Origin of the sequence: Massilia sp. Bi118, assembly GCF_918697865.1 — a bacterium.
Taxonomy (GTDB): domain Bacteria; phylum Pseudomonadota; class Gammaproteobacteria; order Burkholderiales; family Burkholderiaceae_D; genus Telluria.
In genome coordinates, this window is record NZ_CAKKMV010000008.1 from 225,896 (window position 1) to 241,139 (window position 15,244).

14 protein-coding genes and 1 pseudogene are annotated in these 15,244 nt (G+C 65.7%); 9 read left to right on the forward strand and 6 right to left on the reverse strand.

The features are described from left to right. The first annotated feature begins 16 nt into the window (after window positions 1-16). Genes hutG through LQV39_RS14090 form a run of 5 tightly spaced genes read left to right on the forward strand, consistent with a single transcriptional unit; the run spans window position 17 to window position 5,514 of the window. The gene (hutG, locus tag LQV39_RS14070; RefSeq protein ID WP_230026820.1) at window positions 17-805 is read left to right on the forward strand and encodes an N-formylglutamate deformylase; all 789 of its coding nucleotides are present in this window, start codon (window positions 17-19) and stop codon (window positions 803-805) included. Beyond that, entirely contained in the window at window positions 802-2,187 is a 1,386-nt protein-coding gene (locus LQV39_RS14075; RefSeq protein ID WP_230026744.1) for a formimidoylglutamate deiminase, read from the forward strand. The genes hutG and LQV39_RS14075 overlap by 4 nt, the downstream gene beginning before the upstream one ends. A 12-nt stretch (window positions 2,188-2,199) precedes the next feature. After that, a complete protein-coding gene (locus LQV39_RS14080; RefSeq protein ID WP_230026745.1) occupies window positions 2,200-2,817 on the forward strand; it encodes a HutD family protein in 618 nt (205 codons plus the stop codon). After that, window positions 2,795-4,033 carry an imidazolonepropionase gene (gene hutI / locus LQV39_RS14085; protein ID WP_374199429.1) on the forward strand — a complete coding sequence of 413 codons (1,239 nt, stop codon included), beginning with the start codon at window positions 2,795-2,797 and terminating at the stop codon, window positions 4,031-4,033. Before LQV39_RS14080 ends, hutI begins: the two co-directional genes overlap by 23 nt. After that, the gene (locus LQV39_RS14090) at window positions 4,021-5,514 is read left to right on the forward strand and encodes a glycine betaine ABC transporter substrate-binding protein (RefSeq protein ID WP_230026746.1); all 1,494 of its coding nucleotides are present in this window, start codon (window positions 4,021-4,023) and stop codon (window positions 5,512-5,514) included. Before hutI ends, LQV39_RS14090 begins: the two co-directional genes overlap by 13 nt. Here the strand turns inward: LQV39_RS14090 and LQV39_RS14095 are convergent. The 6 genes from LQV39_RS14095 to LQV39_RS14120 all read right to left on the reverse strand — a co-directional run bounded on the left by LQV39_RS14095 (window position 5,506) and on the right by LQV39_RS14120 (window position 9,377). Beyond that, window positions 5,506-5,685, reverse strand: a complete 180-nt coding sequence (locus LQV39_RS14095; RefSeq protein ID WP_230026747.1) for a hypothetical protein — start codon at window positions 5,683-5,685, stop codon at window positions 5,506-5,508. The two genes, LQV39_RS14090 and LQV39_RS14095, sit on opposite strands and share 9 nt — an antisense overlap. A gap of 263 nt (window positions 5,686-5,948) precedes the next feature. Next, window positions 5,949-6,446, reverse strand: a complete 498-nt coding sequence (locus tag LQV39_RS14100; protein ID WP_230026748.1) for a GNAT family N-acetyltransferase — start codon at window positions 6,444-6,446, stop codon at window positions 5,949-5,951. Beyond that, window positions 6,443-7,390 (reverse strand): DMT family transporter, encoded by a 948-nt coding sequence (locus LQV39_RS14105; RefSeq protein ID WP_230026749.1) that lies wholly within the window; start codon window positions 7,388-7,390, stop codon window positions 6,443-6,445. Before LQV39_RS14105 ends, LQV39_RS14100 begins: the two co-directional genes overlap by 4 nt. 26 nt (window positions 7,391-7,416) lie before the next feature. Continuing rightward, the gene (locus tag LQV39_RS14110; protein WP_230026750.1) at window positions 7,417-7,875 is read right to left on the reverse strand and encodes a glycine zipper 2TM domain-containing protein; all 459 of its coding nucleotides are present in this window, start codon (window positions 7,873-7,875) and stop codon (window positions 7,417-7,419) included. 55 nt (window positions 7,876-7,930) lie between these two features. After that, entirely contained in the window at window positions 7,931-8,359 is a 429-nt protein-coding gene (locus LQV39_RS14115; RefSeq protein WP_230026751.1) for a DUF962 domain-containing protein, read from the reverse strand. Window positions 8,360-8,375: 16 nt separating this feature from the next. Next, complete coding sequence (locus LQV39_RS14120) at window positions 8,376-9,377, reverse strand: LysR family transcriptional regulator (protein ID WP_230026752.1); 1,002 nt, start codon at window positions 9,375-9,377, stop codon at window positions 8,376-8,378. A gap of 120 nt (window positions 9,378-9,497) precedes the next feature. On the opposite strand from LQV39_RS14120, the gene LQV39_RS14125 reads away from it, so the two are divergent. The 4 genes and pseudogenes from LQV39_RS14125 to LQV39_RS14140 all read left to right on the forward strand — a co-directional run bounded on the left by LQV39_RS14125 (window position 9,498) and on the right by LQV39_RS14140 (window position 15,141). Then, window positions 9,498-9,662, forward strand: a complete 165-nt coding sequence (locus LQV39_RS14125; protein WP_230026753.1) for a hypothetical protein — start codon at window positions 9,498-9,500, stop codon at window positions 9,660-9,662. After that, complete coding sequence (locus tag LQV39_RS14130) at window positions 9,659-10,528, forward strand: alpha/beta hydrolase (protein ID WP_230026754.1); 870 nt, start codon at window positions 9,659-9,661, stop codon at window positions 10,526-10,528. The genes LQV39_RS14125 and LQV39_RS14130 overlap by 4 nt, the downstream gene beginning before the upstream one ends. Window positions 10,529-10,723: 195 nt before the next feature. Continuing rightward, window positions 10,724-11,935 (forward strand): efflux RND transporter periplasmic adaptor subunit, encoded by a 1,212-nt coding sequence (locus tag LQV39_RS14135; RefSeq protein ID WP_230026755.1) that lies wholly within the window; start codon window positions 10,724-10,726, stop codon window positions 11,933-11,935. Window positions 11,936-11,947: 12 nt separating this feature from the next. Further along, window positions 11,948-15,141 (forward strand): annotated as a pseudogene (locus LQV39_RS14140) (efflux RND transporter permease subunit). Window positions 15,142-15,244: the final 103 nt, after the last annotated feature.

Genomic DNA, 15,244 nt, shown 5'->3' on the forward strand with positions numbered 1-15,244 from the left:
CAGGATAGGAAAAATGATGGATTTCAGGTTCGAGGCGGGCAAGCTGCCGCTGCTGGTATCGATGCCCCACGTGGGCACCGACATTCCCGACGACGTGGCCGCGAGCCTGATGCCCTGCGCGGCGGCGCGCGCCGATACCGACTGGCATCTCACCGAGCTGTATGGCTTCGCCAGGGAGATGGGGGCCTCGGTGCTGTCGGCGCGCTGGTCGCGCTACCTGATCGACCTGAACCGGCCTCCCGAGAACACCAACCTGTATCCGGGCCAGGACACCACCGGCCTGTGCCCCGTCGACACCTTCGGGCGCGAGCGCCTGTACCGCGAAGGCATGGAGCCGGACGAGCTTGAGGTGCGGCGCCGCCTGGAACTGTACTGGCGGCCGTACCACAATCAGCTGCGCGCGGAGCTGGACCGCCTGCTGGCCCTGCACGGCAAGGTGGTGCTGTGGGATGCGCACTCGATCGCGTCCCAGGTGCCGCGCTTTTTCGAAGGCCGGCTGCCGGACCTGAACTTCGGCACCGCCGACGGCAAGTCCTGTTCGCAGGGACTGGAAGGCGCCGTGATCAAGCTGGTGGATAGCCAGGACCAGTTCTCCTTCGTCTTCAACGGCCGCTTCAAGGGTGGCCACATCACCCGCTTCTACGGCAACCCGGCCGCAAACGTGCACGCGATCCAGCTCGAAATGGCGCAGTGCCTGTACATGAACGAAGCCGCGCCCTTCGAATACCGCCCGGACGTGGCGGGCCAGGTGCAGCCGCTGCTGCGTGAGCTGCTGGGTGCGGCGGTGGAGTGGGTGCGCACATGAGTTTGGCGAACCGCGCCCTGTTTGCGCGCCACGCGCTGCTACCCGAAGGCTGGCGCGAGGACGTGCTGCTGGAATGGGACGAGCGCGGCGACCTGAGCGCCGCCCTCGCAGGCATGGAGGCGCCCGCCGGCGTCGAACAGGCCGATTACGTCCTCCCCGGCATGACCAACCTGCACTCGCACGCCTTCCAGCGCGCCATGGCCGGCCTGGTCGAACAGGCCGGCGACACGAAGGACAGCTTCTGGACCTGGCGCGAACTGATGTACCGCTTCGCCGGGCGCATCACGCCCGAGCAGATGGAAGCGGTGGCCAGCCAGCTGCATGTGGAATGCCTGCGTCACGGCTACACCGGCATTTGCGAATTTCACTACGTGCAGCGCGACCAGGACGGCGAGCTGTATGCCAACCCGGCCGAAACCGCGCTGCGGATTGCCGAGGCGGCGCGCCAGTCCGGCATCGGCCTGACCCTGCTGCCGGTGATGTACAGCTATGCGGGCTTCGGCGAACAACCCCTGAAGCCTGCGCAGAAGCGCTTCCGCACCGATCCCGAACTGGTGCTGCGCATCGTCGACAAGCTCGAAGCCCTGCGCGGGCCGCAGCTGGAAGTGGGCGCGGCGCCGCATTCGCTGCGCGCGGCATCCGGCGGCCAGCTGCGCGACCTGGTGGCGGGCATGCCGGCGGGGCGCCCGCTGCACATCCACATCGCCGAGCAGCAGCTCGAAGTGCAGCAGTGCCTCGACGCCACTGGCATGCGTCCGGTCGATTACCTGATGCGCGAGGTCGAGGTCGACAGGCGCTGGTGCCTAGTGCACGCGACCCATCTGTCGGAGAGCGAGACCGCCGCGCTGGCGGCCAGCGGCGCTTGTGCCGGCCTGTGCCCGACCACCGAGGCCAACCTGGGCGACGGCCTGTTCCCGCTGGCGCCCTATATCGCCGCCGGCGGCGTGTTCGGCATCGGCAGCGACAGCCACGTGTCGCAGAGCGCGGTCGAAGAGCTGCGCTGGCTCGAATACGGCCAGCGCCTGGCGCAGCAGCAGCGCAACATCGCGGTCGCTATCGGAGGAAATGAGGACTGCCGCGACGTCGGCACCTATTTGTGGCGCCAGGCCCTGCGCGGCGGCGCCCAGGCGTCCGGACGCGCGGTCGGCAGCCTGGCGGCGGGAAGGCGCGCGGACCTGCTGGTGCTGGACAGCGCCCATCCGAATCTCGATGGCGTAGACTCGCACGAGGTGCTCGGCCGCTTCCTGTTCTGCGGTAACGACAACCTGGTGCGCGACGTGCTGGCCGGCGGCCGCTGGGTGGTGCGCGGCGGACGCCACGTCGAGCAGGATGCGATTGCCCGGCGCTATACTGCTGCGGTGCGCGCCTTGCGCAGCATGTGAGAGGAGTAGCCCATGACGATGCTTATCCCCTATGCCGGCCTGAGTCCGGTGTCCTGGAAGAACGGCGGAGGCAGCACGACGCAGATTGCCGTGTTCCCGCCCGACGCCGGTTTCGAGGAATTCGACTGGCGCGTCAGCCTCGCGACCATCGCCGAGGATGGCGCCTTCTCCGAATTCCCGGGCATCGAACGCACCCTGGCTCTGGTCGACGGCCATGGCATGACGCTCGAGATCGACGGCGAAGCCATGCTGCTGTCGAAGGCCGATCCGGTGGCCATCTTCGACGGCGAATCGCGGGTGGTGGCCAAGCTCAATCGCGGCGCCAGCACGGACTTCAACGTCATGACCCGCCTCGACCGCTGCTACCACCAGTTCGGCCGGCGCATGCTGAGCGGCGAATCGCGCTTCGTCGCGCGCGCGCCTGTGACCGTGCTGTTCCTGGCCGAGGGCGATGCCCTTGAGCTGTGCAGCGACGACCAGCGCATCAACATGGTCCGCTACGACGCCGTGCTGCTCGACCAGGGCACGACCTGGACCCTGCAGGCGGGGCAGGGGATGATCTTCATCGCCGACATCCATTACTACGACAGCGAGGAAGAACTCGAGGATGAAGACGGCCACTATGAGTGAACCGGTGGACCTCCTGTTCGTCAACGCGCGCCTGGCCACGATGGCCGATGGCGGCTACGGCGTCGTCGAGGATGGCGCGGTGGCGGTGCGGGATGGCCTTATCAGCTGGGTTGGGCCGCGCAGCGAAGCGCCGGCGGCTGCGCGCGAACACGATTGCGGCGGCCTGTGGCTCACGCCTGGCCTGATCGACTGCCATACCCACATCGTCCATGCCGGCAACCGCAGCGACGAATGGGAGGCGCGCCTGAACGGCGCCAGCTACGAGGACATCGCGCGCCAGGGCGGCGGCATCATGTCGACCGTGCGCGCGACCCGCGCCGCGAGCGAGGACGAGCTGCTGCGGCAAAGCGCGCCGCGCATCCAGGCCCTGCTGGCCGAGGGCGTGACGACCCTGGAGATCAAGTCCGGCTACGGCCTCGATCTTGAATCCGAAGCGAAGATGCTGCGCGTGGCGCGCCGCGTGGGCGCGACCTTGCCGGTGAACGTGACGACCACCTTCCTCGGCGCGCACGCGCTGCCGCCGGAATTCGCGGGCCGCGCCGGCGACTACATCGTCGAGGTCTGCGAGCGCATGCTGCCGGCGCTGGCGAAAGAGGGGCTGGCCGACGCCGTCGACGCCTTCTGCGAGCGCATCGGTTTTACGCATGCGCAGACGGCGCAGGTGTTCGAGGCGGCGCGAAAGTATCGGCTGCCGGTCAAGCTGCACGCCGAGCAGCTGTCCGACCAGGACGGTGCGGCGCTGGTGGCGGAATACGGCGGGCTGTCGGCCGACCACCTCGAATACCTGTCGCCGCGCGGCGCCGAGGCGATGGCGCGCGCCGGCACGGTGGCGGTGCTGCTGCCCGGCGCCTACTACTTCCTGCGCGAGACCATGATGCCGCCGCTGGCGCTCTTGCGCGAGGCCGGGGTGCCGCTGGCGGTGGCCACCGACTGCAATCCCGGCACCTCGCCCATGACCTCGCTGCTGCTGGCGCTGAACATGGCCTGCACGATGTGGCGCATGACGCCGCTGGAAGCCCTGCGCGGCTGCACCGTCAACGCGGCGCGCGCGCTGGGCCGCGTTGACGTCGGCGTCATCGAAGCGGGCAGGCGGGCGGACTTCGCGCTGTGGGACATCGCGCGTCCGGCCGACCTGGCGTATGCGATCGGCGCGAATCCCTGCCGCGCCGTGGTGAACGGCGGCGTGCTGCGCGAACCCCGGATATGCTCAGGCTAGCGCTGCTGGCGCTGGCCTGGATCCTTTGCCTGCTGCCGGCTGCGAGCCGGGCAGAGGATGTGCTGAAGGTCGGCTCCAAGCGCTTCACCGAATCCTATATCCTCGGCGAGATCCTGACCCAAACGGCAGCGCCGGTGGCGAAGGCCGAGCACCGCCAGGGCCTGGGCAACACCGCCATCGTCTTGAGCGCGCTGCAATCCGGCGCGATCGACGTGTATCCGGAATACCTGGGCACCATCGATCTCGAGATCCTCAAGAACCCGAATCCGACCTCGCTGGAGGCGATGCGCGAACAACTGCGTCCGCTGGGCCTGGGCGTGGGCGTGCCGCTGGGCTTCTCGAACGGCTATGCGCTGGCCACGCGCGGCGATAGCGGCATCACGACCCTGTCCGAGCTGGCGCGAAAGCCCGCATTCAAGCTGGGCCTGTCGCACGAATTCATCGGCCGCGGCGACGGCTGGCCGGGTCTCGCCGCGCGCTACGGCCTGCCGCAGACGCCGCGCGGCATCGACCATGGCATCGCCTACGAAGCCCTGCAGCAGAAGCAGGTGGACGTCATCGACATCTATTCGACCGATGCGAAGATTCGCCAGTACGGCCTGCGCGTGCTTGACGATGACAAGCACTACTTCCCGCGCTACGACGCCGTGCTGCTGTACCGGCTCGACCTGCCGCAGCGTATGCCGGCGGCCTGGCGCGCGCTGCAGGGGCTCGAGGGGCGCATCGGCGCGGATGCGATGATTGCGATGAATGCGCAGGCAGAATTGGATCGTAGACCGTTTGCCGAGATTGCACGTGAGTGGCTGGCCGGCAGCGCCGATCGAAAGACGAGCAAGGTAACGCGCGACGGTCTGCTGACCAAAACCTTCGGCAATGGATTCAGACAGCTGGCCGCGCAGCATGTGCTGCTGGTGCTGGTCGCGGTGCTGCTCGGCTGCGTAGCCGGCATCCCGCTCGGCGTGCTGGCCGCGCTGGCGCCGCGCCTGCGCCAGCCGGTGCTGGCGGTGGCGGGCACGCTGCAGACCGTGCCTTCGCTGGCCCTGCTGGCGATCCTGATCCCGCTGCTGGGCCGCATCGGCATGGTGCCCGCGCTGGTAGCCTTGTGCGCCTATGCCTTGCTCCCCATCGTGCGCAATACCTGCACCGGGCTGCTGCAGGTGCCGGCGGGCCTGCGCAACGCCGCGCTGGCGCTGGGCCTGAGCCGCCGCCAGGCGCTGCTGAAGGTCGAGCTGCCACTAGCGGCGCCGGTGATCCTCGCCGGCGTCAAAACCGCCGCGGTGATGAGCGTGGGAACGGCGACGATCGCCGCCTTCATCGGCGCCGGCGGCTTCGGCGAACGCATCACCACCGGGCTGGCACTGAACGATAACGACATGCTGCTGGCGGGAGCGATCCCTGCCGCCTTGCTGGCCTTGCTGACGCAGGCCGGTTTTGAATTCGCCGAGCGCTTTTTAACCAGGCGCAGTGAGCGCTCACAGTGATTGCAGTTTGGAACGGGTGGCGGAGATGGCGCGGTGCAGGATGCGCTCGGCGTGGAAATCGTTCTCGCGCTGCGCCGCGATGATGTGCAGGCTGCGTGTGTAGTTGTCGAGCCGGGCCCGCAGCCAGGCCCGGTAGATGATTCTCGTGATCGGTTGGAAGAGCAGTTTCATGTCTGTGTCCTCGTCTTGAGGCCACATTGTCGGACACGCCTGCGTATTGCATTTGTGATCACTCAATCGGGCGCGGCAGTGCGCTGTCAACCGTTGAATGGTGGAATTTAAGCGTTGGTTAAGGCGAGGTAAGCATTTGTAAAGGACATCCCCGCTCAGGCGGGTGGGACGTATATTGAAACCGTTCGATTCAAGTCTCCCCTCCCAATCAAATGGGTTTACCCACGGTGCTTTCATCAGCCCGTGGGTTTTTCTTTTCCAGCTCAGCCTTTAGCCAATGCGCTCAGCGGCTCGCCCGACACACGGCAAATGCGCCAGTCCGGCATCACCTCAGCGCCCATGGTCTTGTAGAAATTAATCGCCGGCATATTCCAATCCAGCACCGACCACTCGAAGCGGCCGCAGTCGCGGTCGACGGCGATGCGTGCGAGGTGCTTGAGCATCAGGCTGCCATAGCCCTTGCCGCGGCGATCCTGGCGCACATATAAATCTTCCAGGTACAGGCCCTTCTTGGTCAGGAAGGTCGAGAAGTTGTGGAAAAAGAGGGCGTAGGACACCACGTTGCCGTCTTCCTCGCCGACGATCGCTTCGCAGGACGGCCTGGCGCCGAACAGGCCTTCGTGCAGCAGGGTATCGGTCGCCACCACCATGTGCTCGAGTTTTTCGAACACGGCGAGCTCGTGGATCATGCCCATGATGTGGGTGACGTCGGCCGGGGTGGCGGGACGGATGGCGAAGGTGTTCATGGTGTCAGCAGTCATGGTGTTTCGAGAGGTGCGTCGAGCGCATCGGTAAGGTTGATGGTAGGCGCCTTGCGCTTGGGTGTGTACATGGCCCAGGCGACGCTGCCCAGGCAGACTGCCATTCCCAGCCATTCGATGAGGCCGGGGCGGTAGTGTTCTAGCTTGATCGACATGAGCACCGACAGCACCGGCGTGATCACGCCGATGTAGACGGCCTTGGCCGAGCCGATGCGGTTGATCAGCGTGAAGTAGCAGATGAAGGCCACCACCGAGCCGAAGATGGCCAGGTGCAGCAGGCCCAGCACGTAGCTGGTCGTGTGCGGCAGGATGAATTCTTGGCCGCTGAGCGCGCACCACAGCGCGACCATGCAAGTGCCCCAGAACATCGACCAGCCAGTGGTCAAAATGAGGTTGGTCGACTGCTCGCGCACCTTGCCGACCACGATGCTGCCGGCTGCGCTGGCGATCGATGCGACGATGCCGAGTCCCAGGCCGAGCAGGAAGTGGCCCTGGCCACCTTGGGAGATGTCGTGCAGCGCGCCCTGGATCGAATGCCAGAACAGCAGCACCACGCCGGCGATCGCGCCGACGCCCGCGGTCCAGGTCTTGCGCGGGATCGCCGTGCCGAAAGTCATCCGTGACAACAGCGGCGTCCAGAACACCATCAGCGCGAACAGCACGGCCACCAGGGCCGACACCACGTACTGCTCCGAGTTATAGGTGCACACATACGACAGGCCGAAGGTGAAGAAACCTTGCATCAAAGTCCACTTCTGCGTGCGCCAGGGCAGCCAGAGCTTGTCGCCGCGCACCAGGCACCAGGCGAACAGGGCGCCGGACGCCAGTGCGAACCGGTAGACGACCGAGACGGCGGGCGGAATCTCCCCCAGCTGCAGGGTGATGGCCCAGAAGGTGGAACCCCAGATCAGGGAGGCAATGGTGAAGAGGACATAGGATGGCATCCAGAAAGTATACGTGGAAACTGTCCTCAGTGCGTAACCCGGGTGTTGTAGCCGTTGCTAAGCAGACGCACCCGTTCGCCGGGTCTGAACATCTCATCTGCCGGCTGGGTGATGGCGCGCAGTTCGCCGCTGTCGAGTTTTACCGTGATCTCGAAACCGTTGCGCCGGCCGGCGCCGCGCTCGACCTGCTGGCCGACCAGGCCGCCGGCCACCGCGCCGATGATGCCGGTGGCGATCGAGCCCTTGCCGCCGCCGATTTCGGAGCCGCCCAGCCCGCCCAGGGCGGCGCCGGTTACGGTGCCGACGCCGGATTCCGGACTGGCGATGATCACGTTGCGCACGGACTCGACGGTGCCCATGCGCACCACCTGTTCGGTCATGGTCTGGTAGCTGCCGTAGACGCTGCCCGATTCCTGCGGGGTGGCGCAGCCGGCAAGCATGCCGGCGAAGGCAAAGGGAAATGCGAGGGCGGGAACGAGTTTCATGATGTCCTCCTTATGACCACTATAGGCCAGGAGGACCGCACTAAACAGGCCCGATTCAGTACGCGAAGTTCAGCCGGCGGTACAGGAAGCCCAGCACGAACAGCGGTCCGATCAGCAGGAAGCGCAGATCGTCGAAGAAGGAGGGCTTCTTGCCTTCGATCTTGTGGCCGATGAACTGGCCGATCCAGGCCACCACGAAGATGGCGATCGACAGCGGCAGCACCGTCATCGGCGGCATCAGGGCCAGCACCGCCAGCATCAGGGCGCTCATCAGGAGCATGCCGAAGGCGAAGGGGCGCGACAGCCTGAAGTAATAGACCAGCGCAGCCAGGCAGGCCGCGACGGCGACGGCCGGGTGGATGCTCCATAGGATGCCCAGCAGCGTGAACACGATCACCGGCACGCACACGAAATGGATCAGCTCATTGGTCGGGTTGCGGTGGCTTTCACTGTACTGTTCCAGCAGGGCGTCGATGGTGCGCATCGGGGTCTCCTTCGTATTATGAAGACATGGTAGCAGCCGCTGCGGCGGCGGTCACGGTTTCCATCGCCGCCAGCGGCAGCGCATTGCTACCCACCCGCGGCACCGCGCGCAGGTGCATGAAGGGGTGGTTCGCGAACAGTTCCGACACCCATTCGACGAACACCCGTACCTTGGCCGACAGGTGGCGGTTCTGCGGATAGATGACGTGCACCGGCAGCGGCTCGCTGGTCCAGTCGGCCAGCAGCTGCACCATGCGCCCGGCGGCGACGTGCTGGGTCAGCAGGTAATCCGTCATCTGGATCACGCCCAGGCCGGACAGGCCCGCCTGCACATAGGCGTTCGAATCGTTCAGCGCGATCACGCCGCGCATCCCGATGTCGATGCGCTCCTCGCCGCGGCGGAAGTCCCAGTCGTAGGTCTTGCCGGTCTTGGCCGAAAAATAATTCACGCAGCGGTGGCGCTCGAGGTCGCGCGGGTGCTGGGGCACGCCGTAGCGTTCCAGGTAGCCAGGGGAGGCGGCGGTCACGAAGTTGATGATGCCGACCCGGCGCGCAATCAGGTTGTCGTCGCCCAGCTCGCCGCCGCGGATCGCGCAGTCGACGCCTTCCTCGATCAGGTCGACCGGACGGTCGGTGCTGCCCAGTTCCATCATGATGTCCGGATAGCGCTCGAAGAAAGCGGGCAGGGCAGGGATCAGGATCTCGCTGGCCAGGCCGGTCGGCACGTCCACGCGCAGGCGCCCGCTCGGCGAAAGGCGGGTGCGCGACAAGGATTCCTCGGCGTCGCGCACGTCGGACAGGATGCGCACGCAGCGTTCGTAATAGGCGGCGCCGTCGGTGGTGACGGTTACCAGGCGCGTGGTCCGGTGCAGCAGCTTGGCCGACAGCGAGGTCTCCAGCGACTGCACGAGGGTCGAGACCGTGGCCTTGGGCATCTGCAGGGTTTCGGCCGCGCGCGTGAAGCTGCCGGCGTCGACCACCTGCACGAAGACTTCCATCGCTTGCAGCTTATTGTTCATTTGGATTGTTCAGGGATCTGAATAATGGATTCGCGATTGCGGTATTTATCAGATTCTAGTTCATGTCTATAGTATCGGCACGGTCACTGATAAAAGTGGCACCCATAACAGGAGCAGGACATGAAAAATCGCGATGGAATTCTTGCAAGCCTTGCGCTGGCGCTGAGCGTCACGCTCATGGCCGCGCTGGTCGGCACGGGCGTCTACGCGAATGCCGCGGCTGGCGAAGCCGCCGGTTACTCGGCCCTTTTCCATGTCGTGGCAACCAACAGGGTGCAGCAATGAATTCGGCAGTTCTGAACAATGAACAGGTAGTGGACCAGCACGAACTGGTGGTGAAGGAGCTCGAAGTCGCCGGTTTCGAGGGGCCGCTGGCGGGCCGCCTGTACCGCGCGGCCGTGGACGGCAAGCGCGACATCCTGATCGTGTTCTTCCACGGCGGCGGCTTCGACGACGGCGACCTGGACGAGTCCGACAGCTTCTTGCGCCGTCTCGCCGACGCGAGCGGCTACCCGGTGGTGCTGTCCTCGACCTATACGCTGGCGCCGGTCAAACCCTTTCCGGCGGCGGCCGAGGATGCGCATGCTGTCGTCAACTGGGCCAAGAAGAACAAGACCAGGCTCGGCTGGACCGGCAAGCGCCTGATTGTGGCCGGCATCGAGGCCGGCGGCAACCTGGCGGCGGTGGCGGCGATGATGTCGCGCGACCGCGGCGGCCCGCTGCTTTCCGGCCAGATCCTGATCATGCCCATGCTCGATCCGGGCCTGTCGAGCTGCTCGATGCGCGAGATGCCGACCTGCCCGGACAAGGCCCGGGTGTTCGACGAATGCGCGGCCGCCTACCGCGGCTACCTGCCGCACGCCGCCGACCGCGGCCATCCCTACGCCTCGCCGCTGCAGTCGAGCCGATTGAAGAACCTGCCGCCGGCACTGATCCTGTCGGCCGACGACGACCCGCTGCGCGACGAGGCCGAAGCCTACGGCGCAAAGCTGATCAACGCGGGTGTGAAGACCACGGTGCGGCGCATGGCGCCTGCCCGCATCGAGGAACCGAACGCCCGTAACGAATGCGCCTGTACGGGCCATGCGCTACACGAAATCGCCAACTTCATCGCCGGGCTCGAATCCGACAACGCCCCGCCCGGCAGCTGATCTGTCACGGATCGTCCGGCTGGAACGTCTAGCCGGTAACGCTTAGCTTCACCCACAACCAGAACAACGTGCCCGCATTCCGAGCACGGGAGACCTGTCTTTTCCTGCGTTTCTGTCTGCGTCCCCGACGCGAGACCGGAAGGGACCGCTTTCGCCTATTTATTAATAAGTTTTCAAGAATCGGAGGGCTTACCCATGAAATCCATTCATCAATTACGCAGCGCTGTACGTCCCGTCGTCCTCGCGCTCGGCGCCGCCGGCGTCGCCGCACTGATCGCGGGCTGTTCGGATGCCACCGGCAAGGCCGCCGAAGCCCAGCCCCAGGCGCAAGCAGGTCCGCCGGTCTCCGCCGCGGTCGTGGTCGAAAAGCAGGTCGCCGACACCCAGGAATTCTCGGGCCGCCTGGAAGCCGTCGAACACGTCGAGATCCGTCCGCGCGTCTCCGGCTTCATCACCGCCGTCAACTTCAAGCCCGGCGCCACCGTGAAAAAGGGCGAGGTCCTGTTCGTGATCGACGCGCGCCCCTTCCAGGCCGAAGCCGAACGCGCCGCCGCCGCCGCCAACTCGGCGCGCGCCAAGGCCGACCTGGCCAAGTTGGAGCTGAGCCGCGCCGAGCGCCTGCTGGGCGACAAGGCCATCGCCCAGCGCGAATACGACGCCAGCGCTTCCGCACACAAGGAACTGGAAGCGAATGCGCGCGCCGCCCAGGCCCAGTACGAGACCGCGAAGCTGAACCTGGCTTATACCCGCGTGGTCTCGCCGATCGACGGCCGCGTCTCGAAAGCCGAGATCACCCTGGGCAACCTGGTCGACGCCTCCAGCCTGCTGACCTCCGTGGTCTCGACGGACCGTATCTACGCCAGCTTCGACGGCGACGAGGACACCTATTTGCGCGTCCGCTCCCAGGCGCACAGTGGCAAGCCGGTAACGGTGCGCGTCGGCCTGGCGAACGAGGAAGGCTTCCCGCACGAGGGCAAGCTGGAATTTGTCGACAACCAGCTCGACACCCGTGCCGGCAGCGTGCGCCTGCGCGCCACCTTCGCCAACAAGGATGACGTGATGGCGCCCGGCCTGTTCGCCCGTGTGCAGATCGGCGGCGGCAGCGAAAAGCCGGCGCTCCTGATCACTGACCGCGCGGTCGGCACCGACCAGAGCCACAAGTTCGTGTTCGTGGTCGACAAGGATGGCAAGGCCGAGTACCGCGAAGTGAAACTGGGCCCAGTGGTCGAGGGTCTGCGCGTGGTGAAAACCGGCCTGAAGCCGGGCGAAAAAATCGTCGTCAATGGCCTGCAGCGCGTGCGTCCGGGTTCGCCGATCACTGCGCAGACCGTGCCCATGGTCGCTGCCACCAGCACCGGCGCAGCGAAGGACAAGTCCGCGCAGCTGGCCATGGCAGATGCAAAATAAGGAATCAATAACATGAACATCTCACGCTTTTTCGTCGACAAGCCGATCTTCGCGGCGGTGTTGTCGGTCATCGTCTTCGTGGCCGGCCTCATCTCGATCTTCCAGCTGCCGATTTCCGAGTATCCGGAAGTGGTGCCGCCCTCCGTGGTGGTGCGCGCCCAGTACCCTGGCGCGAACCCGAAGGTGATCGCTGAAACCGTCGCCACCCCGATCGAACAGGAGATCAACGGCGTCGAGGACATGCTCTACATGACCTCGCAGAACACCTCGGACGGCGCGCTGCAGCTGACCGTGACCTTCAAGATCGGCACCAATGTCGAGCAGGCCGAGACGGCCGTGCAGAACCGCGTCCAGCGCGCGCTGCCGCGCCTGCCGGAAGAGGTGCGCCAGATCGGCGTCACCACGGTCAAGAGCTCGCCGAATATCACCATGGTGGTCCACCTGAATTCGCCGGACGGCCGCTATGACGACCTGTACCTGCGCAACTACGCGACCCTGAACGTCAAGGACCAGCTGGCGCGCATCACCGGCATGGGCGACGTCCAGCTGTTCGGTTCGGGCGACTACGCGATGCGCGTCTGGCTCGATCCGCAGAAGGTCGCTGCCCGTAACCTGACCGCCAGCGATGTCGTGAATGCGATCCGCGAGCAGAACGTGCAGGTCGCGGCCGGCGTGATCGGCCAGGGCCCGTCGAAGGGCGCCGAGTTCCAGCTAACGGTCAATACCCAGGGCCGCCTGCAGTCGGAAGAAGAATTCGGCAACATCGTCGTCAAGACCAGCCAGGATGGCGCGACCACCCTGCTGAAGGATGTCGCGCGCCTCGAAATGGGCTCGAACTCCTATGCCCTGCGCTCGCTGCTCGACAACAAGTCGGCCGTCGCGATCCCGATCTTCCAGTCGCCGACCGCGAATGCGCTGCAGCTCTCGACCGACGTGCGCAACAAGATGGAAGAGCTGTCGAAGGACTTCCCGCAGGGGATGAGCTACAGCATCGTGTATGACCCGACCCAGTTCGTGCGCGAATCGATCGACTCCGTGGTCCACACCCTGATCGAAGCGGTGGTGCTGGTGGCGCTGGTCGTGATCGTGTTCCTGCAGACCTGGCGTGCCTCCGTGATTCCGCTGCTGGCGGTGCCGGTGTCGGTGGTCGGTACTTTTGCCGTGATGCTGGGCTTCGGCTTCTCGATCAACACGCTGTCCCTGTTCGGGCTGGTGCTGGCGATCGGTATCGTGGTCGACGACGCCATCGTGGTGGTGGAGAACGTCGAGCGCAACATCGAGAACGGATTGAGCCCGCATGACGCCACCGTGCAGGCGATGAAAGAGGTGTCCGGTCCGATCATCGCGATCGCCCTGGTGCTGTGCGCCGTGTTCGTGCCGATCGCCTTCGTGTCCGGCCTGACCGGCCAGTTCTACCGCCAGTTCGCGCTGACCATCGCGATTTCGACCGTGATCTCGGCATTCAGCTCGCTGACCCTGGCCCCGGCTTTGTCGGCGGTGCTGCTGCAGCCGCATGGCGCCAAGAAGGACAAGCTGACCCGCGCCATGGACGCTGTGTTCGGCCGCTTCTTCAAAGGCTTCAACCGCTTCTTCCACCGCTCCTCGCACGCTTATGAAGGCGGCGTGAAGGGCGTCCTGAAGCGCAAGAGCGCCTCGCTGGGCGTGTACGTGCTGCTCGCGATCGCCGGCATCTTCATGTTCAAGGCGGTGCCGCCGGGCTTCGTCCCCTCGCAGGACAAGGCTTACCTGATCGGCTTCGCCCAGCTGCCGGACGCCGCCTCGCTGGACCGCACCGATGCCGTGATCCGCAAGATGTCGGATGTAGCGAAGCAGATCCCGGGCGTGGAATCCTCGGTCGCCTTCCCGGCCTGTCGATCAACGGCTTCACCAATGCGCCGAACGCCGGCATCGTGTTCACCACGCTGAAGCCTTTCGACCAGCGCAAGGGCAAGGAGCAGAGCGCCGAAGCCATCGCCGGCGAGATCAACAAGCGCATGGGCGCCATCGAGGACGCCTTCGTGATGGTCCTGCCGCCGCCGCCGGTGAACGGCCTGGGCACCACGGGCGGCTTCAAGATGATGATCGAAGACCGCGGCAACCTCGGCTACGATGAGCTGAACAAGGCGGTGCAGGCCTTCATGGCCAAGGCCGCGGCCGACAAGCGCCTGCAAGGCGTGTTCTCGGGCTACCAGATCAACGTGCCGCAGCTGTTCGCCGACGTCGACCGCGTGAAGGCAAAGCAGTTGGGCGTGTCGCTGGCCGAGATCAACCAGACCTTGCAGATCAACCTCGGCTCGCTGTACGTGAACGACTTCAACCAGTTCGGCCGTACCTACCAGGTGCGTGTGCAGGCCGACGCGCCCTTCCGTTCGCAGCGCGAGCAGATCGCGCAGCTGAAGGTCCGCTCCGGCACCGGCGAGATGATCCCGCTGTCCTCGATCATGAAGGTCAAGGATACCTATGGCCCGGACCGCGTCCAGCGCTACAACGGCTACGTCGCCGCCGAGATGAACGGCGGCCCGGCCCCAGGCGTGTCCTCGGGCCAGGCCCAGGCCGCGATGGAGGAAATCGCCCGCGAAGTGCTGCCGAAGGGGATTACCTACGAATGGACCGACCTGACCTACCAGGACATCCTGGCCGGTAACACCATGATCTACGTGTTCCCGCTGTGCGTGCTGCTGGTCTTCCTGGTGCTGGCCGCGCAGTACGAAAGCTGGACGCTGCCGCTGGCCGTGATCCTGATCGTGCCGATGTCGATCCTGTGCGCCCTGATCGGCGTGAAGCTGACCGGCGGCGACAACAACGTGTTCACGCAGATCGCCCTGTTCGTGCTGGTCGGGCTGGCGTCGAAGAACGCGATCCTGATCGTGGAGTTCGCGGTGGAGCTGGAGCAGCATGGCCGCAGCATCGTCGCCGCCGCGCTGGAAGCTTGCCGCCTGCGCCTGCGTCCGATCCTGATGACCTCGATCGCTTTCATCATGGGCGTGCTGCCGCTGGTGTTCTCGCACGGCGCCGGCGCCGAGATGCGCCACGCCATGGGTGTGGCGGTGTTTGCCGGCATGCTGGGCGTGACCTTCTTCGGCCTGTTCCTGACGCCGGTGTTCTACGTCCTGCTGCGCACCCTGGCGGCGCGCTTCGGCAAGCCCTCGCATCGCCTTGCGCATGTCGAACCGCATGCCCCCGAACTCGAAGGAGCTTTGAAATGAGTGTTTTGATCGTCAATCCGGTTCACCCGACGCCGCAAGCCGAACAGGCTTGGGATCGGGCCCTCGATGAAGCCCTGGCGAAGCCGTCGCGCCGCACGCTGGC

Coding starts and splice junctions, on each gene's coding strand:
- LQV39_RS14115 (WP_230026751.1), bottom strand. CDS start 8,359: ATGCGCACCATCGACGCCCTGCTGGAACAGTACAGTGAAAGCCACCGC.
- LQV39_RS14095 (WP_230026747.1), bottom strand. CDS start 5,685: ATGAAACTGCTCTTCCAACCGATCACGAGAATCATCTACCGGGCCTGG.
- LQV39_RS14090 (WP_230026746.1), top strand. CDS start 4,021: ATGCTCAGGCTAGCGCTGCTGGCGCTGGCCTGGATCCTTTGCCTGCTG.
- LQV39_RS14075 (WP_230026744.1), top strand. CDS start 802: ATGAGTTTGGCGAACCGCGCCCTGTTTGCGCGCCACGCGCTGCTACCC.
- LQV39_RS14105 (WP_230026749.1), bottom strand. CDS start 7,390: ATGCCATCCTATGTCCTCTTCACCATTGCCTCCCTGATCTGGGGTTCC.
- LQV39_RS14130 (WP_230026754.1), top strand. CDS start 9,659: ATGAATTCGGCAGTTCTGAACAATGAACAGGTAGTGGACCAGCACGAA.
- hutI (WP_374199429.1), top strand. CDS start 2,795: ATGAAGACGGCCACTATGAGTGAACCGGTGGACCTCCTGTTCGTCAAC.
- hutG (WP_230026820.1), top strand. CDS start 17: ATGGATTTCAGGTTCGAGGCGGGCAAGCTGCCGCTGCTGGTATCGATG.
- LQV39_RS14125 (WP_230026753.1), top strand. CDS start 9,498: ATGAAAAATCGCGATGGAATTCTTGCAAGCCTTGCGCTGGCGCTGAGC.
- LQV39_RS14100 (WP_230026748.1), bottom strand. CDS start 6,446: ATGACTGCTGACACCATGAACACCTTCGCCATCCGTCCCGCCACCCCG.
- LQV39_RS14120 (WP_230026752.1), bottom strand. CDS start 9,377: ATGAACAATAAGCTGCAAGCGATGGAAGTCTTCGTGCAGGTGGTCGAC.
- LQV39_RS14135 (WP_230026755.1), top strand. CDS start 10,724: ATGAAATCCATTCATCAATTACGCAGCGCTGTACGTCCCGTCGTCCTC.
- LQV39_RS14110 (WP_230026750.1), bottom strand. CDS start 7,875: ATGAAACTCGTTCCCGCCCTCGCATTTCCCTTTGCCTTCGCCGGCATG.
- LQV39_RS14080 (WP_230026745.1), top strand. CDS start 2,200: ATGACGATGCTTATCCCCTATGCCGGCCTGAGTCCGGTGTCCTGGAAG.